Annotated in this window: 17 protein-coding genes; 8 read left to right on the forward strand and 9 right to left on the reverse strand. The window is 56.6% G+C overall.

Features of this window, described 5'->3' with window-relative positions; translation table 11 throughout:
• Positions 1–2: 2 nt before the first annotated feature.
• Positions 3–2,645, reverse strand: coding sequence for a type I DNA topoisomerase (topA, locus tag AC0TOF_RS13060; RefSeq protein ID WP_473768563.1), 2,643 nt, complete (start codon positions 2,643–2,645; stop codon positions 3–5).
• Between the two features lie 208 nt (positions 2,646–2,853).
• On the opposite strand from topA, the gene AC0TOF_RS13065 reads away from it, so the two are divergent.
• Positions 2,854–3,060 carry a hypothetical protein gene (locus tag AC0TOF_RS13065; protein ID WP_473768564.1) on the forward strand — a complete coding sequence of 69 codons (207 nt, stop codon included), beginning with the start codon at positions 2,854–2,856 and terminating at the stop codon, positions 3,058–3,060.
• Between the two features lie 2 nt (positions 3,061–3,062).
• Here the strand turns inward: AC0TOF_RS13065 and dprA are convergent, their stop codons facing one another.
• The 4 genes from dprA to AC0TOF_RS13085 form a co-directional block, all read right to left on the reverse strand.
• Positions 3,063–4,229, reverse strand: coding sequence for a DNA-processing protein DprA (gene dprA / locus AC0TOF_RS13070; RefSeq protein ID WP_473768565.1), 1,167 nt, complete (start codon positions 4,227–4,229; stop codon positions 3,063–3,065).
• Positions 4,226–4,831, reverse strand: coding sequence for a glycerol-3-phosphate 1-O-acyltransferase PlsY (gene plsY / locus AC0TOF_RS13075; RefSeq protein WP_473768566.1), 606 nt, complete (start codon positions 4,829–4,831; stop codon positions 4,226–4,228). Before plsY ends, dprA begins: the two co-directional genes overlap by 4 nt.
• A 72-nt stretch (positions 4,832–4,903) precedes the next feature.
• Positions 4,904–6,190, reverse strand: coding sequence for a dihydroorotase (locus AC0TOF_RS13080; protein WP_473768567.1), 1,287 nt, complete (start codon positions 6,188–6,190; stop codon positions 4,904–4,906).
• Complete coding sequence (locus AC0TOF_RS13085) at positions 6,187–7,155, reverse strand: aspartate carbamoyltransferase catalytic subunit (RefSeq protein WP_122001770.1); 969 nt, start codon at positions 7,153–7,155, stop codon at positions 6,187–6,189. The genes AC0TOF_RS13080 and AC0TOF_RS13085 overlap by 4 nt, the downstream gene beginning before the upstream one ends.
• Before the next feature lie 183 nt (positions 7,156–7,338).
• Between AC0TOF_RS13085 and AC0TOF_RS13090 the strand changes: the two genes are divergently transcribed.
• The gene (locus AC0TOF_RS13090) at positions 7,339–8,967 is read left to right on the forward strand and encodes an acyl-CoA dehydrogenase family protein (RefSeq protein WP_473768568.1); all 1,629 of its coding nucleotides are present in this window, start codon (positions 7,339–7,341) and stop codon (positions 8,965–8,967) included.
• On the opposite strand, the gene ruvX is transcribed toward AC0TOF_RS13090, so the two are convergent.
• Positions 8,952–9,449 (reverse strand): Holliday junction resolvase RuvX, encoded by a 498-nt coding sequence (gene ruvX / locus AC0TOF_RS13095; protein WP_122001768.1) that lies wholly within the window; start codon positions 9,447–9,449, stop codon positions 8,952–8,954. The two genes, AC0TOF_RS13090 and ruvX, sit on opposite strands and share 16 nt — an antisense overlap.
• A 109-nt stretch (positions 9,450–9,558) precedes the next feature.
• Here ruvX and AC0TOF_RS13100 point away from each other — a divergent pair, with 109 nt between their 5' ends.
• The 5 genes from AC0TOF_RS13100 (at position 9,559) to AC0TOF_RS13120 (ending at position 12,932) form a co-directional block, all read left to right on the forward strand.
• Positions 9,559–10,272 (forward strand): metal-dependent hydrolase, encoded by a 714-nt coding sequence (locus AC0TOF_RS13100; protein ID WP_473768569.1) that lies wholly within the window; start codon positions 9,559–9,561, stop codon positions 10,270–10,272.
• Between the two features lie 94 nt (positions 10,273–10,366).
• Entirely contained in the window at positions 10,367–10,654 is a 288-nt protein-coding gene (gene gatC, locus AC0TOF_RS13105; RefSeq protein WP_122001766.1) for an Asp-tRNA(Asn)/Glu-tRNA(Gln) amidotransferase subunit GatC, read from the forward strand.
• Positions 10,655–10,707: 53 nt separating this feature from the next.
• Positions 10,708–12,189 (forward strand): Asp-tRNA(Asn)/Glu-tRNA(Gln) amidotransferase subunit GatA, encoded by a 1,482-nt coding sequence (gene gatA / locus AC0TOF_RS13110; RefSeq protein WP_473768570.1) that lies wholly within the window; start codon positions 10,708–10,710, stop codon positions 12,187–12,189.
• Complete coding sequence (locus AC0TOF_RS13115) at positions 12,180–12,668, forward strand: GNAT family N-acetyltransferase (RefSeq protein ID WP_473768571.1); 489 nt, start codon at positions 12,180–12,182, stop codon at positions 12,666–12,668. The genes gatA and AC0TOF_RS13115 overlap by 10 nt, the downstream gene beginning before the upstream one ends.
• Before the next feature lie 81 nt (positions 12,669–12,749).
• Positions 12,750–12,932 carry a hypothetical protein gene (locus AC0TOF_RS13120; protein WP_473768572.1) on the forward strand — a complete coding sequence of 61 codons (183 nt, stop codon included), beginning with the start codon at positions 12,750–12,752 and terminating at the stop codon, positions 12,930–12,932.
• Positions 12,933–13,054: 122 nt separating this feature from the next.
• On the opposite strand, the gene parE is transcribed toward AC0TOF_RS13120, so the two are convergent.
• Positions 13,055–15,160 carry a DNA topoisomerase IV subunit B gene (gene parE, locus AC0TOF_RS13125; protein WP_473768573.1) on the reverse strand — a complete coding sequence of 702 codons (2,106 nt, stop codon included), beginning with the start codon at positions 15,158–15,160 and terminating at the stop codon, positions 13,055–13,057.
• Between the two features lie 308 nt (positions 15,161–15,468).
• Here parE and AC0TOF_RS13130 point away from each other — a divergent pair, with 308 nt between their 5' ends.
• Positions 15,469–16,398 carry a DMT family transporter gene (locus AC0TOF_RS13130; protein ID WP_473768574.1) on the forward strand — a complete coding sequence of 310 codons (930 nt, stop codon included), beginning with the start codon at positions 15,469–15,471 and terminating at the stop codon, positions 16,396–16,398.
• A gap of 7 nt (positions 16,399–16,405) precedes the next feature.
• Here AC0TOF_RS13130 and lipB read toward each other — a convergent pair whose 3' ends face one another.
• On the reverse strand, positions 16,406–17,173 hold the full coding sequence (gene lipB / locus AC0TOF_RS13135) for a lipoyl(octanoyl) transferase LipB (RefSeq protein WP_473768575.1): 768 nt from the start codon (positions 17,171–17,173) through the stop codon (positions 16,406–16,408).
• 58 nt (positions 17,174–17,231) lie between these two features.
• On the reverse strand, positions 17,232–18,653 hold the full coding sequence (locus AC0TOF_RS13140; RefSeq protein WP_473768576.1) for a GGDEF domain-containing protein: 1,422 nt from the start codon (positions 18,651–18,653) through the stop codon (positions 17,232–17,234).
• Positions 18,654–18,781 lie beyond the last annotated feature (128 nt).

Consider the following 18,781-nt stretch of genomic DNA (forward strand, 5'->3'; position numbering starts at 1 on the left):
TGCTACTCCTCTACCGCCTCGGCCTTGGATTTGGCTTTCGATTTGGCTTTTGCTGGTGCCTTCTTGGTAGCAGGCTTCTTTGCGGAGGCCTTCTTTTCCGTGCTGGCCGAAGCCTTGCGAGCAGGCGCTTTCTTGCTCTTGGAAGAGCCAGCCTTTTCCGTAATCAGCGCAAGCGCTTCTTCCAGTGTGACACTCGCCGGGTCTTTACCCTTCGGCAATGTAGCATTGACCTTGCCCCAGTTGACATAGGGCCCATAGCGGCCGTCGCGGACCGTGATCGTGCCGCCATCTGGATGGTCGCCCAGCGTCGCCAGCGCCGCCGGTGTGGAACGGCCGCGACCGCCCTTCGATTGCTTGTCGGCAAGAACCGATACCGCGCGGTTGAGACCGACAGAGAAGACTTCCTCGGCATTCTCCAGATTGGCGAATGTGCCGTCATGGCTGACATAAGGCCCATAGCGGCCGATACCGGCAGAAATCATCTTGCCAGTTTCCGGGTGCTGGCCGATGTCACGCGGAAGGGACAGAAGCGCAACGGCCTTCTCATGGTCCAGCGCATCCACGGTCCAGCCTTTTGGAAGGCTGGCGCGCTTGGCTTCCTTGCCTTCACCGCGCTGGACATAGGGGCCAAAACGACCGGTCCGCGCGGTGATTTCCTCACCGGTGAACGGGTCCTTGCCAAGGGATTTGGGTTCGTCTGCCGCTGCGGCTTCACCGTTGGCATCGCCGCCGAGCTGGCGCGTATATTTGCACTCTGGATAGTTGGAGCAGCCGACGAATGCGCCGTATTTGCCAAGCTTCAGCGAGAGCGTGCCGGTGCCGCAAGTCGGGCATGAGCGCGGATCGCTGCCATCTTCGCGGGCAGGGAACACCAGCGGCGCCAATTCTTCATTCAGCGCATCGAGGACATTGGTGACGCGCAATTCCTTGATATCATCGACCGAACCGGAGAAATCACGCCAGAAATCGCGCAGCACGTCTTTCCAAGATAGCTTGCCGTCCGAAATCAGATCGAGCTTTTCCTCAAGGTCAGCCGTGAAATCATATTCCACATAACGCTCGAAGAAGCTTTCGAGGAAGGCGGTAACCAGACGTCCCTTCGGCTCTGGAATAAGCTTGCGCTTGTCGATGGTGATATATTCGCGGTCGCGAAGCGTGGCGAGCGTTGCGGCATAGGTCGAGGGGCGGCCGATGCCAAGCTCTTCCATCTTCTTGATGAGAGACGCTTCCGAATAGCGCGGCGGCGGTTCGGTCGAATGCTGGGTCGCATCGATCTTCTCGCGTGCCAGGGCTTCGCCGGAGCGAATTTCCGGCAGCTTTGCGCTATCCTCGTCGTCGTCCTCTTCCTCGCGATGATCCATATAGGCGGCGAGGAAGCCGTCGAACTTTGTGACCGATCCGTTGGCGCGCAGCATGGCCGAACGCGGACCGTTAATGGCTTCAATATCGACGGTTGTGCGTTCAATATCGGCAGCCTGCATCTGGCTGGCAATGGCGCGCTTCCAGATCAGCTCATAGAGTCGAGCCTGGTCGTCATCGAGATAACGGCGCACATCCTTCGGGTGCCGCGAGAAATCCGTCGGGCGAATGGCCTCGTGCGCTTCCTGCGCATTCTTGGCTTTGCTGGAGTAATAGCGCGGCTTTTCCGGCACATATTTTGCGCCGAAACTTTTGCCAATGGCGTCACGGGCCGCGTTGATGGCTTCGGGCGCCATTTGCACGCCGTCGGTACGCATATAGGTGATCAGACCGGCAGTCTCGCCGCCGATATCGACACCTTCGTAAAGACGCTGCGCCACCTGCATGGTGCGCGATGCGGAGAAACCGAGCTGGCCGGAAGCCGCCTGCTGCAAGGTTGATGTGGTGAATGGCGGTCCCGGATTACGCTTGGTCGGCTTTGCCTCAACGGACAGTGCCTTGAAGCTTGCGCCTTCCAGCATTGTGCGAATGGCGGTTGCCTGTTCACCGTTCTTGATATCAAGCTTTCCAAGCTTCTTGCCATCAACAGTGGTCAGGCGGGCAGTGAAACTGTCATTGCGCGGCGTCTTCAGCAACGCTGCGATATTCCAGTATTCTTCGCGAATAAAGCGCTCGATCTCGGATTCGCGATCCGCAACGAGACGCAGTGCTACTGACTGCACACGGCCTGCCGAGCGTGCACCCGGCAGTTTTCGCCACAAGACAGGCGAAAGCGTGAAGCCTACGAGATAATCCAGCGCGCGGCGGGCGAGATAAGCATCGACCAATGGTTCATCAATGTCACGCGGATTGGCGATGGCATCGAGAACCGCCTTCTTGGTGATGGCGTTGAACGCTACACGCTTGACGGTTTTGCCCTTGAGCGCTTTTTTCTGGTTAAGCACCTCAAGCACATGCCAGGAAATGGCTTCACCTTCGCGATCCGGGTCGGTTGCGAGTATGATGCCGTCGCTGTCTTTCAACGCTTTGACAATCTCTGCAAGACGTTTGGAGGAATTGCTATCCACCTCCCACGACATTGCAAAATCTTCATCGGGGCGAACTGAACCGTCTTTAGCTGGCAAGTCTCGCACGTGACCGAACGAGGCCAGAACCTTATAGTTCGAGCCGAGATATTTATTGATGGTTTTAGCCTTGGCAGGCGATTCGACAACAACGACGTTCATTTAAAGCAGCCCAGATTCGCGTTCCATGGAGACAAAATATCTCCTTCCCGCGAGAAATTCGTTGCCTTCACATGAACAGCAGGCAGCGTTTGGTCAAGAGCGGGACGACAAAAATAACGAAATACAACTTAAGATTGCTGTTAAGTTGTGCGAAACCAATAGTAGCATGGGATAAAGCAAAATCGATTTATCTCGCGGGGAGATAGGTATGGACGATACGGTAAGTTTTCCAGACATGGAAGACGACGAGGAATTGGAAACTGCGACTCATTTTGAGACAGTAACATTCATTGAACAGATGCTTGAACAACTCTGTGTAATGGCGAAAAATACGAATTACCTGCTTCTAGCCTATATGCTTGAGATGGCTCTCGTGGAGGCCCGGGAAGCGCTTCATAACGAAGCCAAGACATAAGCCTATTCGAGAGGGACCAAAGCGACCTGATTGCCGGCATATCGGTGCAGCCGTCCGGCCAGGTCCAGTTCCAGCAGAATGAGCTGAACGGCTCCCGTATCCATACCTGTATGACGTACGAGCGTGTCGATGTCGGTCGGCACCGGCCCCAGCGCATCAACGACAATATCCCGTTGTTCCTCTGTTGCAATCGGCTGGAACGATTCCGATTCTTCCATTGCCGGAGACCAGAGATCGGACTGTGTTGGTACATCCGCCTGATAGGAACTTGCACCGGTGAGCGGTCGCAGCGCCTCGACAACGTCGTTTGCTTCCGTAACCAATGTCGCCCCTTGTTTCAGAAGCAGGTTCGTGCCGCGCGCACGCGGATCGAGCGGTGAGCCTGGAACAGCAAACACGGTACGTCCCATGTCGCCGGCCATACGCGCGCTGATAAGCGAGCCGGAGCGCTCGGCAGCTTCAACCACGATCAATCCTAACGACAAGCCCGCAATAATGCGATTGCGGCGCGGGAAATCGCGCGCGCGAGGTTCCGCTCCCATTGGCATCTCGCTTATAAGCGCGCCGCCCTCATCAGGTATGCCGCGATAAAGCGGAAGGTTTTCGGGTGGGTAGGGACGGTCAAGTCCACCTGCCAACACTGCCACGGTTCCCGTCTTCAAGCTCGCGCGGTGCGCCGCAGCATCAATGCCGCGGGCAAGTCCGGAGATAACAGCAAATCCGGCTTCCCCAAGATCATGGGCCAGACGTTCTGTGAAACGAGCGCCGATCACCGAAGCGTTGCGCGAACCGACGATGGCAACCGGAGGCTTACCGAAAACGGCGGCATTTCCCTTGATCGTAACCAGCGGAGGCGGGGCTTCACAGTTTTTGAGCTGATGAGGGTAGTCCGGCTCCCCCATTCCAACCAGACGGGCACCGGCTCGTTCGATGGCTTCAAGCTCGCGCTCTGCGTCATCCATGGACGTGACGCGGATAGGACGCGCGCTGCCGCCTCTGATGTTGAGATCGGGCAGCATTTCTATCGCGCTCGAAGCCGAGCCGCAAAACAGAATCAGATCGCGAAACGTGACAGGGCCGATATTGTCGGTTCGGATGAGACGCAGCCAGTTGAGACGCTGGCGGTCGGAGAGGCGAATTCCAGTTTTCGAATTCGCACTTTCCTTCATCCCTTGGCTCCGATCTTGCTTTCGGTGCCGTTCAGGAGGCGTGTAATATTGGTCTTGTGTTTAAAGAAAACAATGACCGTCATGATCGCAAACAGGATTGCGATTGCAGGACTGCCCTGGAAATAAAGCGCGATTGGAACAATGATGCTGGCGATCAGTGCTGCAAGGGAGGAATAGCGCGTCAGGAGTGCGGTTACGATCCAGACCGCAGCAAAGACCAGTGCGCCGGGCCATGCCAGGCCGATCAGTACGCCCAGATAGGTGGCGACGCCCTTGCCGCCCTTGAAACCGATCCATACCGGAAAGAGATGCCCGATGAAGGCACCCAAGCCCGCCGCGATGGCCGCGTTCGGCCCGTAGCGAGAAGCGATGAGAACGGCCACAGTGCCTTTGAGCATGTCAAAAATGAGCGTCGCCGCAGCGAGCTTCTTGTTGCCAGTGCGCAGCACGTTCGTCGCGCCGATATTGCCCGACCCTATGGACCGGACATCGCCCAGTCCGGCGAGCCGCGTCAGGATCAAACCAAATGGAATGGAGCCAAGAAAATAGCCGAAGACGAGCGCTCCAATGAGCGTCAAGCTAAGGAATCCCGGTTCGGCCATGAACGTCCCCTTGTTTCTTGATTCCGCCTACCCGGAATTTTCGAGCGATTGTTCCGGGTTATGCGGTGTTTTTCAAGCCGAATAAACTGTCTTGCCGGCCACTAAGGTGTGGACGACGCGACCTTGGAAACGAGCACTTTCAAAGCAGCTGTTCTTCGAAAGCGAGTGCAGCTCTTCTTCGCGCACGATCCACGGCTCTTCCAGATCGACAATGGCAATATCTGCCTTTGCGCCCGGTTTGAGCGTACCGGCATCAAGACCGAAAATACGTGCCGGAGCGGTCGACAACACTTCGACCAGCCGCAAAAGCGGAACGCTGTCATTGTGATAAAGGCGAAGCGCCGCGCCCAGCAATGTTTCGAGGCCGATGGCACCTGCTTCCGCATCCGAGAAGGGCAGGCGCTTGGTGTCGACATCCTGTGGATCGTGAGCCGAAACGACAATATCGATGGTGCCGTTCTTCACAGCTTCGACCATGGCAAGGCGATCCTGTTCGCTGCGCAAAGGCGGTGACAGACGGAAGAAGGTGCGAAATTCGCCAATGTCGTTTTCATTGAGCGACAAATGATTGATCGACACCCCTGCCGTTACTTTGGCGCCGAGATCCTTGGCGCGGCGAACGGCTTCCGCCGACATTTCGCAGGAAAGCTGGGCGGCGTGGTAGTTGCTGTTGGTGAGCGCCGCCAGACGCAGATCGCGTTCCAGAGGAATCACCTCCGCTTCACGCGGGCTGCCGGAAAGTCCGAGCCAGCTCGCGAACAAGCCTTCGTTCATTACGCCATTGGCGCCAAGGTAAGGATCGCGTGTCTCACAGGCAATCACGGCATCGAAATCGCGGGCGTAGGTCAGCGCGCGTCGCATGAGCTGCGTATTGGCGATAGTCTGCCTGCCTTCGGTAAAGGCGACCGCACCGGCGTCGCGCAGCAGGCCGATTTCAGTCATTTCCTCGCCGCGCAGACCTTTGGTGATGGCTGCTGCCGGGTGCACATTGACGACAGCCGTGTCACGCGCCGTACGCTTGACGAATTCCACCAGCGCCACGTCATCAATTACCGGATCAGTGTCGGGCATCATGATGATGGATGTTACTCCGCCGGCCGCTGCCGCACGACTTGCCGAGGCTATGGTTTCGCGATGTTCAGCGCCTGGTTCGCCGATAAAGACCCGCGCATCCACGATACCGGGCAGCACTGCCTTACCGTTCAGATCAACGATTTGCGCATCTTCCGGTGCGCCTTGATTCCGCGCGTCGGCTCCTGCGGCGACGATCTTTCCATTCTGAATCAGAACGCTGCCGGATTCATCAAGGCCGCGCGATGGATCAACGATGCGCGCATTTTCAAACAGGATCGCGCTCATGCTGCGTCTCCGTTGCTGGGGTTACGGCGCGGATCAAGCAGGGCTTCCATCACGGCCATGCGTACGGCAACGCCCATCTCGACCTGTTGCTGGATCACGCTCTGCGGCCCGTCGGCAACGTCGGATGCGATCTCGACGCCTCGATTCATCGGGCCGGGATGCATGACGAGGGCGTCAGGCTTGGCGTGTTTCAGCTTTTCCTTGTCGAGACCATAGAAGCGGAAATATTCGCGTACCGACGGCACAAAGGAACCAGCCATGCGCTCACGCTGGAGCCGCAGCATCATGACCACATCCGCGTCTTTCAGGCCTTCCTCCATGGAGTTGAAGACTTCGACGCTCATGTCCGCCATGCCGGAAGGCAGGAGCGTGGATGGTGCAACGACGCGCACCCGTGCGCCAAGCGCATTGAGAAGAAGAATATTGGAACGTGCCACGCGAGAATGTAGCACATCGCCGCAAATGGCGACGATCAGGTTTTCGATCTGGCCCTTCGCGCGGCGGATGGTCAGCGCATCGAGAAGCGCTTGGGTGGGGTGCTCGTGCGCACCGTCACCGGCATTGACCACCGAACAGCCGACTTTCTGCGCGAGCAGGGCGGCGGCGCCTGCCGAAGCGTGACGGATAACCAATATATCCGGCTGCATGGCGTTCAGCGTCATCGCTGTATCGATGAGCGTTTCGCCTTTCTTGACCGATGAATTGCCAACCGACATATTCATGACGTCAGCGCCGAGCCGTTTTCCGGCCAGTTCGAACGACGATTGCGTTCGTGTCGACGCTTCGAAGAAGAGATTGATTTGCGTGCGACCGCGCAGCACGGACTTTTTCTTCTCGGGCTGTCTGGAAACAGCGATTTCCTGATCGGCAAGATCAAGAAGGCAAAGAATGTCCAGGGGCGAAAGCCCCTTGATGCCCAGCAGGTGGCGGTGAGGGAAAAGCGGAGGGACCGTTTGATTTGTCATGGCAAGTCACCCGTATAGGACCATGAGGCAGGTCCCGCAACCGTCCTTATAATGGCTTCGGGCGATTCACCAAGAAAAACCTGTGTTGTTCTGACGACAAATTGCGTTCGGGATGGCAAAATTTTAGCAAATGCGATGCAAGAAGCTTAAATAGAACTGAATCGTACAATACGGAACGAGCTTTTGAAAACGCACGACGTGACCAACCAGACATCGCCCATGACGGGCAACAATGCCCATCTGGGCGATCCGCTTCTGATGCAGATTGCGGCACGTTTCCCGAAGGAACTGCACGCGGATCTGGAGCAGACGGGCCGTTTCGTCATGTCGGCTGAAGCACAGGACCTTGCGCGTCTGGCCAATACCGAGCTTCCGAAATTGCGCACGCACGACCGGCAGGGTAATCGTATCGACCTTGTCGAGTATCATCCAGCCTATCATGCGCTGATGCGCCGTTCGATCGCGGCTGGCCTGCATTGCTCCATTTGGGAGGGCAATCCGCTCGAAAGCGGTCGCCGCCATCAGGCACGCGCATCGCGCTTTTTCCTGACGGCTCAACTTGAGGCAGGGCATCTTTGCCCACTGACCATGACCAGCGCATCGCTTGCCGCACTCATGGCCTCGCCGGAAATCTACAAGGAATGGTCGCCGGTTATCCTGTCACGGAAATACGATTTTTCGCAGAAAGCCGCACTTGCCAAGCAAGGCATTACGCTCGGCATGGGGATGACTGAAAAGCAGGGTGGAACCGATGTACGCGCCAACACGACGCGCGCAACCCGCAATGACGATGGCACCTACACCATTACCGGCCACAAGTGGTTCATGTCCGCGCCAATGTCGGATGCTTTTTTGACGCTTGCGCAGGCGGATGACGGCCTTTCCTGTTTCCTACTTCCGCGTCTTACCGTGGAGGGAAGCGGCAACGGATTCTTCTTCCAGCGTCTTAAAGACAAGCTCGGCAACAAGTCCAATGCCTCATCGGAGGTGGAATTTGACGGCGCGGTCGGGCATCTGATCGGTAATCCGGGCGAGGGCGTCAAGACCATCATGGATATGGTCACGCTGACGCGGCTTGATTGCGCTGTGGCATCGGCTGGACTTATGCGTTCCGGTCTCGCTGAGGCCGTGCATCACAGTCGTCATCGTCAGGTATTCGGCAAGGCTCTTATCGAACAGCCATTGATGCAGCGCGTTCTCGCCGACATGGCGCTCGATGTTGCTGGCGCGACCGCGCTTTCCATGCGGCTGGCGCGCGCCTTCGATATGGCTGCAAGTGATCGCGCCGAGGCGGCTTTTGCCCGCTGCATGACGCCGGTGGTGAAATACTGGGTTTGCAAGATCGCTCCTGCATTACTCTATGAAGCAATGGAGTGCCTCGGAGGCAACGGCTATATCGAGGAAGGCAATCTAGCGCGCGCTTATCGCGAAGCTCCGGTCAATGCGATCTGGGAGGGTTCCGGCAATGTCATGGCGCTGGATGTGGCGCGTGTGCTATCGCGTGCACCTGGCCTTTTCGATGAGGTTCTGGAGTGGATCGGCGGGCAACTCGGTCCGCGTGGGCAGGGGACGCTCGATGTTTTGCGTGCCGCATTGCAATTGACTGAAACCGATCCGGGTGTCGCACGCCTTCTGACCGAGCAACTGGCCTATGCCGCCGCGGCTGCGGAATTGCGCCAGCTTGGCGCTGACGATGTGGCCGATGCGTTTATTGAGACCCGTCTTGGTGGCCAGTGGCGGTCGACCTATGGCATGTTGGATGCACGCCATAATGCGGAACGGATTCTCGATCAGCTTTATCCAGCGTCGTAATCGTCGGATGCCGACTGCCTGATGCTATGCAGGCGGTCAAGCGCGCCTTGGAGAATGAAGGAAGCAGCGGCCGAATCAATCCGTTCGGCCCGCTTGCCCCGAGAGACATCCATGCCAATCAGCGCCCGCTCGGCGGCGACGGTCGACAGACGTTCATCCCAGAACACAAAGGGCAAGTCGGTCAGAGGCTGCATGGTGCGCACAAATGCCCGTGTGGCCTGAACGCGGGGGCCGGATGTTCCGTCCATATTCATCGGCAACCCGATGACGATAACGCCGACCTTGTCTGCGTCTAGCGCTTTCAGAAGCACCTGTGCGTCGATGGAAAATTTCACCCGTTTGATGACAGGGCGGGGATGCGCGAAGGAAAGACCGAGATCCGACACTGCGAGACCGATGGTCTTGGTTCCCAAATCCAGTCCGGCAATGGTGTTTCCGGGTTGAAGCAGCGACGGAATTTCCTCGATTTCAACGACAGCCATCGGTCCTCATCGGATTTTGAAGTGGTTTCTATTGCCTTCAACTTTATTGGCGTCATATCTGTTCGCAAACACTAAATCGAGCCGGAAACAGAGATTGAGGAGAGAGTTTATGAAACTTACATGGCTTGGCCACGCCGCCTTCCGCGTTGAAACTGCAAAAGCCGTTATTCTCATCGATCCATTCCTGAACGGAAACCCCGGTGCAAAAGGCATAGATTTTAAGGAAGCAACCAAGGGTGTAACCCATATCGCGCTGACGCACGGCCATGGTGATCATGTGGGCGATACGGTAGCAATTGCCAAGGAACACGGCGCGACGGTTATCGCCAATGCCGATCTTGCAAGCTGGCTTGGCAGTCAGGGCGTGGAAAAGCTCGATCCCGGCAATACGGGCGGCACTCTGGCGCATAGCGGCTTTACCGTCACATTCGTCAATGCACTTCATTCCTCGGCAATGCTGACGGAAAACGGTGTGTCGCAAGCACTTGGCAACCCAAATGGTCTGGTGTTCCATTTTGAGGACGCGCCGACACTCTATCATATGGGCGACACGGATATTTTCTCGGATATGGGGCTGATCAATGAGCTGCATCAGCCAGAAATCGGTATTGTTCCCATTGGCGATCGGTTTACCATGGGCGGTGCGGTCGCCGCTCTTGCCTGCCAGCGCTATTTCAACTTCACAACCGTACTACCCTGCCATTACGGCTCGTTTCCTATTATCGATCAGACGGCTGAAAAGTTTGTCGCCGGAATGGCCGATCATCTGGAAACGAAAGTGCTGACCGATCCGGCAGGAACGGTTCACAGCTTCGAAGCTTAAATTGTTGCGCTTGAAGAAGCGCGCCGTTATAGCCGGTAAAGGAATTTTCAGGGGCGGTGTATAGCTGCCCCTACAAGCATTTGCGGAGAACAGGATGTCCGTCGATATTTCTACCGTCAAGCGCGTCGCGCATCTGGCGCGTATCGCCGTCAGCGATGACGATGCCGAACGCATGACTGGCGAACTTAATGCCATTCTTGGCTTTGTCGAACAACTGAATGAAGTCAATGTCGATGGTATCGAGCCAATGACGTCCGTTACACCGATGGACATGCGCATGCGCGAGGACAAGGTAACGGATGGCGGTATTGCCGCCGCAGTGGTGGCCAATGCACCGGTAACGGAAGAGAACTTCTTCGTCGTGCCGAAGGTTGTTGAATAAACCTTTCCGCAATGCACGAAAGCGCCGTTTCGGCGCACTGACAGGATTTGACAATGAGCGAACTGACCGCACTGACCATTGCCGAGGCGCGCGACAAGCTGAAGGCCAAGGCCATCACCGCGACCGAACTCACCGATGCCTATCTTTCCGCTATCGATTCCGCGAATGAAGCGATCAATGCTTACGTGAAAGTAACCCACGATCAGGCGCGTTCGATGGCCAAGGCTTCAGATGAACGCATTGCCAAAGGCGAGGCGCGCGCGCTGGAAGGTATTCCGCTAGGTGTGAAGGATCTTTTCGCGACCAAGGGCGTGCATACGCAGGCCTGCTCGCACATTCTCGACGGTTTCAAGCCGGAATATGAATCGACCGTCACGGCCAATCTGTGGGCCGATGGTGCGGTTATGCTCGGCAAGCTCAATATGGACGAATTCGCCATGGGCTCGTCCAACGAAACCTCTTATTACGGTGCGGTCAAGAACCCGTGGCGCGCCAAGGGTTCCAACGCCGATCTGGTGCCGGGCGGTTCGTCGGGCGGTTCGGCTGCTGCTGTTGCCGCGCAACTTTGCGCTGGCGCTACCGCAACCGATACGGGCGGCTCGATTCGTCAGCCAGCAGCGTTCACCGGCACGGTCGGAATCAAGCCTACCTATGGCCGCGTGTCGCGTTGGGGAACCGTGGCCTTCGCATCCTCGCTCGATCAGGCTGGCCCCATTGCCCGCGACGTGCGCGATGCCGCCATTCTGCTGAAATCCATGGCTTCGCTTGATCTCAAGGACACCACGTCCGTCGATCTGCCTGTTCCGGATTACGAAGCAGCTCTCGGCAAGTCGCTCAAGGGCATGAAGATCGGCATTCCGAAGGAATATCGGGTCGACGGCATGCCGGATGAAATCGAGGAACTTTGGCAGAAGGGCGTTCAGTATCTGAAAGATGCCGGTGCCGAAATTGTCGATATTTCGCTGCCGCACACGAAATATGCGCTCGCCGCCTACTATATCGTTGCGCCTGCGGAAGCATCTTCGAATCTCGCCCGTTATGACGGTGTGCGTTATGGCCTGCGCGTGCCAGGCAAAGACATTGCCGATATGTACGAACAGACCCGTGCGGCTGGCTTCGGCAAGGAAGTCAAGCGCCGCATCATGATCGGCACCTATGTTCTGTCCGCAGGCTATTACGACGCCTATTATCTGCGTGCGCAGAAGGTGCGGACATTGATCAAGAAGGATTTTGAAGACGTATTCGCTAAGGGCGTCCATGCGATCCTGACACCGGCGACGCCTTCGGCTGCCTTTGGCCTTGCCGATGAGGATCTCGCAAATGATCCAGTGAAGATGTACCTCAATGACATCTTCACGGTAACGGTCAATATGGCCGGTTTGCCGGGTATTGCCGTGCCTGCCGGTATCAATGACAAGGGCCTGCCGCTCGGCCTTCAGCTGATCGGGCGCCCGTTCGAGGAAGAGACTTTGTTTCAGGCTGCTCATGCTATCGAACAGGCTGCCGGGCGCTTTACCCCGGAAAAATGGTGGTAAAATCCGAACTTCTTATTCGCCGGGGCTTCCCCGGCGAATTTGTTTCTATGGCCGCATTGGCGGTCAGGGCTTGGCGGATTGCGGCTCGCGATGTTGAACTGACCGCGAAGAACCAAGAAGCTCTCGAGGTGAAGTTCCTGCGCGATCTGCAAGAGAATGTGGATGGCGTTCTTGTCGCTGAACGCGGCGGGATCATCGCTGGCTGGGGCGCGAGAGTTCCCCAAAGCAATTACATTTCCGATCTATGGGTCGATCCGCCTCATCACGGGCAGAGGATCGGTACGCAGCTGCTGGACGCGCTGGTGGCGCAAATCCTCCTCAACGGCTTTGATGAAGCGGTAATCGGCACGCATGCGGATAATCTCCCTGCGATCAATCTTTATAAAAAATCTGGTTTCCAGATCGAATGGCAGGGAGAGGAGTGGTCCGAAAGTTTCAGCAAAACGGTCGGGAAGGTGAGAATGCGCACAAAGCTCTGAAGCCAGCTTGCGCGACCATTGCCGAACGTTCTGTCGCGCCTATCCTTCTTGAGAGCGGATACATCAGGAGGAGGGCAAGCGATGTGGATGATGCTGACGGAAGTGAACGGCGAGAAGCTCGCCGTGAATTTCAATCATGTTCTCTGCTACAATACTTATGGAACGGGCACGCGCATTGTGACGCTGAGCACGGAACAAACATTTTTCGTCAAGGAATCGATTGAGGAAATTCAAGCCAAGCTTGGTATTGATGTGAAAGCTTAAAGCTTTATTTTAACAATGACTTAATAAGGCTTATTAAAAAAAGAAAATGAACGGCATCGCGCTTGCGAATTGCCGTTCATAGGAACAAGTGGTTCAGGTTTTAGTGTGATTGGAAACGTGCGCTAAATATCCAGTTCTTCGACAAAAGCCGCACGGTCCTGAATGAAGCGGAAACGCGCTTCCGGCTTGGTGCCCATCAGTTCATCGACCGTGTTGCGGGTTTCATCGACATATTCTTCGTCTACTTGAACACGCAGAAGCGTTCGCTTCTTCGGGTCCATGGTCGTTTCCTTGAGTTGTTCGGCGCGCATTTCGCCAAGGCCTTTGAAACGGCCTATTTCCACCTTGCCACGCCCGGTGAACATGGTGCGCAAAAGCTCATCCTTATGGGCTTCATCGCGCGCATAGGCGACCTTGCCGCCTTGGCTCAGTCGGAAAAGCGGAGGCACTGCCAGATAGAGATGGCCGTTGCGGATCAGGTCCGGCATCTCCTGATAGAAGAATGTGATGAGCAGAGACGCAATATGCGCACCGTCGACGTCAGCATCGGTCATGACGATGACGCGATCATAGCGCAGATCGTCTTCCCGATAGTTCTTGCGGGTGCCGCAGCCGAGAGCCTGAATGAGATCGGCGATCTGCTGGTTCGCCGTCAGCTTCTCGCGTCCCGCGCTGGCAACGTTCAGAATCTTGCCGCGCAACGGCAAAATGGCTTGATTAGCGCGATTGCGTGCTTGCTTGGCCGAACCACCTGCCGAGTCACCTTCGACAATAAACAGTTCTGCACCGGCGGCTGCGTTTTGCGTGCAATCGGCAAGCTTTCCCGGCAGGCGCAGCTTGCGCGTTGCGCTCTTGCGGACTGTCTCTTTTTCCTGGCGGCGGCGCAAACGCTCGTCTGCGCGGTCGATCACCCATTCCAGCAGGCGGGACGCTTCTTGCGGCGAAGCCGTCAGCCAGTGATCGAACGGATCGCGGATCGCATTTTCCACGATGCGCTGAGCTTCGACAGTCGCCAGCTTGTCCTTGGTCTGGCCGACGAATTCCGGCTCGCGGATGAAGACCGACAGCATGCCCGCTGCCGACACCATCACGTCGTCAGTGGTGATGATCGAGGCGCGTTTATTGTTGGTCAGTTCCGCATAGGCTTTCAGGCCGCGCGTCAGGGCAATGCGCAGGCCCGCCTCATGGGTGCCGCCATCGCCGGTCGGGATGGTGTTGCAATAGGAGTGAACGAAGCCGTCGCCGCCAAACCACGAAACTGCCCACTCGACAGCACCATGACCGCCCTGCTTCTCGGTCTTGCCTGCGAAAACCTCGCGTGTAACCTGATGCTCCTTGCCGAGCGATGCTTCGAGATAGTCTTTCAGGCCGCCGGGGAAGTGGAAAACGGCCTTTTCAGGCGTTTCCTTCTTCGGGTCTAGCAGGGAAGGATCGCAGTTCCAGCGGATTTCAACCCCGCCGAAAAGATAGGCTTTCGACCGCGCCATGCGATAAAGACGGTGGGGATCAAATTGTGCCGTCTTGCCAAAAATATCAGGGTCCGGGTGAAAACGGACCCGGGTGCCGCGACGGTTATGTACTTCGCCGACATCTTCCAGCCCGCCCTGCGGAATGCCGCGCGAGAAACGCTGGCGGTAAAGACGGCGATTGCGAGCGACTTCAACTTCCAGCACGTCAGAAAGGGCGTTTACCACCGAAACGCCGACGCCATGGAGACCGCCTGACGTTTCATAGGCCTTGCCATCGAATTTGCCGCCGGCATGGAGCTTGGTCATGATGACTTCGAGCGTAGATTTTCCAGGTACCTGCGGATGTTCATCCACTGGAATGCCGCGCCCATTGTCCGAAACCGTGACAAAACCGTCGGCATCGAAACTGACTTCGATGAAATTGGCATGTCCCGCCACTGCTTCGTCCATCGAGTTGTCGATGACTTCCGCAAAGAGGTGATGCAGAGCCTTTTCGTCCGTGCCGCCAATATACATGCCAGGACGCAGGCGCACTGGTTCAAGCCCCTCCAGGACGCGGATGGACGATGCGTTATAGTCGTCGCCTGCCGATGAAGCAGGCGGCGCCTTGGCCGTTACCGGCTTTGGAACAGAAAGCGACGACGCTGCCACCGGCTGCGCAACAGGTTGCGGCGACGCAGGTTTTTCACCTTGCCGTCCCTGTTCCCGTTCTCGGGCATTGTTAACTACTCTCGAGAAGAGATCGTTGCTATCGTCCATCTGTTCCGAAAAGCTCTCTATCTGAATTTCAGGAGGCCGCTGTCGAGCCTGCTCGCCAAAGACCGGAAAATACTGTTCGCGAATCACTTGAATGATGCCACGCGCGCTCGCGAAAGGCGACTAAAGTTCGCCTTACGTTCCATTTGCACACGGCTTTTTCAAAGGGTTTTGTTCAGAACGAAGCTGATTTGCACCAGAAAGCGGTCGAAAGTCAAACGAGGAGGACATTTCCAAGCAAATTGGATGGAAACGCCGCGGCAGTTCGCATAGAGGCATAGCGGGGAACATCCACATACCGAGAGATTGAAATGCAGAGCAGCGCAACAGGCGGCATGGAAGCGCACGTAAAAGGCATGGCGATCATGGTGCTTTCGGTGCTTCTGCTGCCTTTGATGGATGCCATCGGCAAGTGGCTCGCCATGGCAGACCACATGCCTCCGGCCGCCGTCACCTTCATGCGCTTTTTCGTTCAATGCTGGCTGATGTTCTTCATCCTGCTGATCGTCGGCGGTGTTGCTGCGTTGCGAACACAGCATCTGGCAGGCAATCTCATTCGCGGCGCATTGATGGGGTTTGGCGGGCTCTGCTTTTTTACAGCAGTCAAGTATATGCCTCTGGCGGATGCGATGGCCGTCTTCTTTGCCGAACCGCTTATTCTGACGCTGTTCTCGGCAATTTTCCTGAAGGAAAAAGTAGGCTGGAGAAGATTCAGTGCCGTTGGCATCGGTCTCATCGGCACGATGATCGTGATCCAGCCGAGTTTCGAGATTTTCGGCGCCGTCTCGCTTCTGCCGCTGGCAACCGCCGTAACATTTGCTATCTATCTGATTTTGAACCGCAAATATGGTGCGAAGGAAAGCCCGCTTGTTATGCAGTTTTATGCAGGTGTGGGCGGCTGGATGTTTGCAGGTCTCGCCATGATTTATGGAAGCGCAGCGGGGCTTGGTGACCTCAGTTTTGGCTTGCCGAACGGTATTCAACCCTGGCTGCTTCTCTTCCTTCTTGGGACGATCGGAACCGTTAGCCACTTGATGGTCGTGCAAGCGTTCAAACTGGCACCGGCATCCATGCTGGCGCCGTTCCAGTATCTTGAAATCGTCAATGCGGTTCTGGTTGGCCTGATCGTATTCGGCGATTTTCCGACGCCATCGAAATGGCTCGGTATCGTAATCATCGTCGGATCAGGTTTCTATGTTTTCATGCGCGAGCGTCGCGTGAAAGCCCAGCCGGTGGCTTGAGGCAGAGTTATTTGGGCTGACGCGGGCCGAAGACCGTCTCAAATGCCTTTCCAAGCGCGACATCCATGTCGCCCATCGTCACTGGCAAGCCGAGATCGACCAGGCTGGTGACGCCATGTTCCGAGATTCCGCATGGTACGATGCCAGAATAATGGCCGAGATCGGGCTCGACATTGATGGCAATGCCATGAAAGCTTACCCAGCGCCTGAGGCGGATGCCGATAGCCGCGATCTTGTCTTCGCACATGCCGCCACTGGCGAGTCGAGGCTTTTCAGGCCGCGTTACCCATACGCCAACGCGATCCTCACGCCGTTCGCCTTTGATGTTGAACTCGGCAAGGCTCTCGATGATCCATTGTTCGAGCGCCGTCACGAAGGCACGCACATCCTCGCGGCGGCGTTTCAGGTCGAGCATCACATAAGCCACGCGCTGGCCCGGCCCGTGATAGGTATACTCACCGCCGCGCCCCGTGTTGAAGACGGGCAGGCTGTCTGGTGTCAACAGATCGCTTGCATTGGCGCTTGTTCCTGCCGTGTAAAGCGAGGGATGTTCGACCAGCCATACGAGTTCGTTTGCAGTGCCTTCCCGAATGGCCTGCACACGCGCTTCCATAAAAGCCAGGGCTTCCTCATAGTCCGTCAGCCCGTCTGCGATGACCCAGTCTACAGGCGGAGCATCTGCCTGTTGCGGCAGGAAATGCGTTTCCAGCGCGTCGCGTTCGCGCGGCTTTTGTGGGGTGTTTTCGGAAACAGGAGATGCGGAACTGTTCATCATGATGGCAGCATATGGCGGTTTTGTAGCTTAACCGCCAGATGTCAAAATGCCTCTCCGATCAATGAATCGCGAGCGGCACTTCCTTTTCGCAGCGATTACGGCCTCCCTGCTTGGCCCGATAGAGCGCCCGGTCAGCGGCGTTCACAAGGTGGCTGTAGTCCGGATGGCCGTTGAACGCCGCGATACCGATGGACAAGGTTACAGACTGATGTGCGCCATCGGGCAGTTTCATCGGCTGTTGGGCTATTTGTCTGCGCAGTTCCTCGCCGATTGCAAACGCCTTGTCTGCGTCTGCTTCGACAAGCGCGACCAGAAATTCTTCACCGCCATAGCGGAACACAAAATCGCTCGGGCGGCAGAGCGAAAGGATTGTTTCGGCCACCTGTTGAAGAACCGCATCGCCACTGCTGTGGCCGTATGTGTCGTTGATGTTCTTGAAGTGATCAATATCGATCATCAGAAGGCTTAAATCCATTGCCTTTTGGGATGCCATGCGCACCTCGCGGGTCAGGATTGAGGGCATGAAACGACGATTGAGTGCGCGTGTCAGCGGATCGCGACCCGTTTCCATGGTCGCTGCCGCCTGAAACAATTCGGACAGCAGGAACTTCACTTCTCCGATCTTGGTCTGGAACAGTGACAGAGAGGATGCGAGTTCCGTCGGGTTATCCTTGCGGGCACTGTTGATGGCCGGGAGGAGCACATGGTCGATATGTTCTGCATTTCGGCGGATGTTCTCCAGGGTCGAGGAATTGGAAAACATGAGATCGGCTTTATGTTGCAACCACAACCCGAAGTCAGAGCTTGCGAGCGGGTGAAGCGGGGTGTCGGGATTGCCGTAGAGATTGAAGAGGAGCGACTGGCTCCATTCCATGAGTGCGGCACGCTGCGATTCGCGCTCAAGCGGAAAATCATGGCTCAGCGTAAAAGCCCGATAGGCTTCGTCTGTCTGCGCGCTTTCGCGCGCGTCTTTCACGAAGGACTGGCTCATTATTTCAATAGCAATGTCGATTGCATTGCTAACATGCACGATCAGACGCGCCAGAACCTCGCGTGGGGCAACTTCCAGCTCCAGCTGACGAACGATCTCGTTCTTGAGCAGGCGCGCGCCCTGCATGACAACATGGATCGGCACGTCAATTCGGGCATGGACTTCGCCAACCTTGCGCTGTTCACGAATGAATGCGTCGACATCGTCGGCGGTTCTCTCGAACATTTTCAGAAGCCAGTCGCTCAGCGAATTGTGCAGGCGCTCCTGGACCATTTTCTGGGACAGGAAAGTTGCCGCATCGCGATTGCTCATTAGTCGGTCATAGAACACGTCGACGAACTGTTCGCGGTGACGGCCGATCAGATCGCGAAGGAGGAGCGAATGTTCTTCCGGCAAGCCGCCGACCAGTTCGATCCACTCGATCCGCGTGGTACCCAGACCGGTGTTTTCCTCCCATGTAGCGTCAATTTTAGAGGCCGAATGATCCATCTTCCCGTTCCTTGCGACAGCCGCAAAGCTCCGCTCGCTACCGGAGGTGAACCGGCGCCGGATCGGCTTTGCGGATTGGAGATTCTGCAGCTTTTCCCTTGTTTCAAGGGACTGCGTGCGAATTCAAT

It is taken from the genome of Ochrobactrum sp. PL_is501, from assembly GCF_055816895.1.

What these genes read in the sequence shown, in the direction of transcription:
- parE (WP_473768573.1), bottom strand. Translation starts at nt 15,160, where the DNA reads ATGGACGATAGCAACGATCTCTTCTCGAGAGTAGTTAACAATGCCCGA.
- lipB (WP_473768575.1), bottom strand. Translation starts at nt 17,173, where the DNA reads ATGATGAACAGTTCCGCATCTCCTGTTTCCGAAAACACCCCACAAAAG.
- AC0TOF_RS13065 (WP_473768564.1), top strand. Translation starts at nt 2,854, where the DNA reads ATGGACGATACGGTAAGTTTTCCAGACATGGAAGACGACGAGGAATTG.
- gatA (WP_473768570.1), top strand. Translation starts at nt 10,708, where the DNA reads ATGAGCGAACTGACCGCACTGACCATTGCCGAGGCGCGCGACAAGCTG.
- plsY (WP_473768566.1), bottom strand. Translation starts at nt 4,831, where the DNA reads ATGGCCGAACCGGGATTCCTTAGCTTGACGCTCATTGGAGCGCTCGTC.
- AC0TOF_RS13100 (WP_473768569.1), top strand. Translation starts at nt 9,559, where the DNA reads ATGAAACTTACATGGCTTGGCCACGCCGCCTTCCGCGTTGAAACTGCA.
- topA (WP_473768563.1), bottom strand. Translation starts at nt 2,645, where the DNA reads ATGAACGTCGTTGTTGTCGAATCGCCTGCCAAGGCTAAAACCATCAAT.
- AC0TOF_RS13120 (WP_473768572.1), top strand. Translation starts at nt 12,750, where the DNA reads ATGTGGATGATGCTGACGGAAGTGAACGGCGAGAAGCTCGCCGTGAAT.
- AC0TOF_RS13085 (WP_122001770.1), bottom strand. Translation starts at nt 7,155, where the DNA reads ATGACAAATCAAACGGTCCCTCCGCTTTTCCCTCACCGCCACCTGCTG.
- ruvX (WP_122001768.1), bottom strand. Translation starts at nt 9,449, where the DNA reads ATGGCTGTCGTTGAAATCGAGGAAATTCCGTCGCTGCTTCAACCCGGA.
- AC0TOF_RS13080 (WP_473768567.1), bottom strand. Translation starts at nt 6,190, where the DNA reads ATGAGCGCGATCCTGTTTGAAAATGCGCGCATCGTTGATCCATCGCGC.
- gatC (WP_122001766.1), top strand. Translation starts at nt 10,367, where the DNA reads ATGTCCGTCGATATTTCTACCGTCAAGCGCGTCGCGCATCTGGCGCGT.
- AC0TOF_RS13115 (WP_473768571.1), top strand. Translation starts at nt 12,180, where the DNA reads ATGGTGGTAAAATCCGAACTTCTTATTCGCCGGGGCTTCCCCGGCGAA.
- AC0TOF_RS13130 (WP_473768574.1), top strand. Translation starts at nt 15,469, where the DNA reads ATGCAGAGCAGCGCAACAGGCGGCATGGAAGCGCACGTAAAAGGCATG.
- dprA (WP_473768565.1), bottom strand. Translation starts at nt 4,229, where the DNA reads ATGAAGGAAAGTGCGAATTCGAAAACTGGAATTCGCCTCTCCGACCGC.
- AC0TOF_RS13140 (WP_473768576.1), bottom strand. Translation starts at nt 18,653, where the DNA reads ATGGATCATTCGGCCTCTAAAATTGACGCTACATGGGAGGAAAACACC.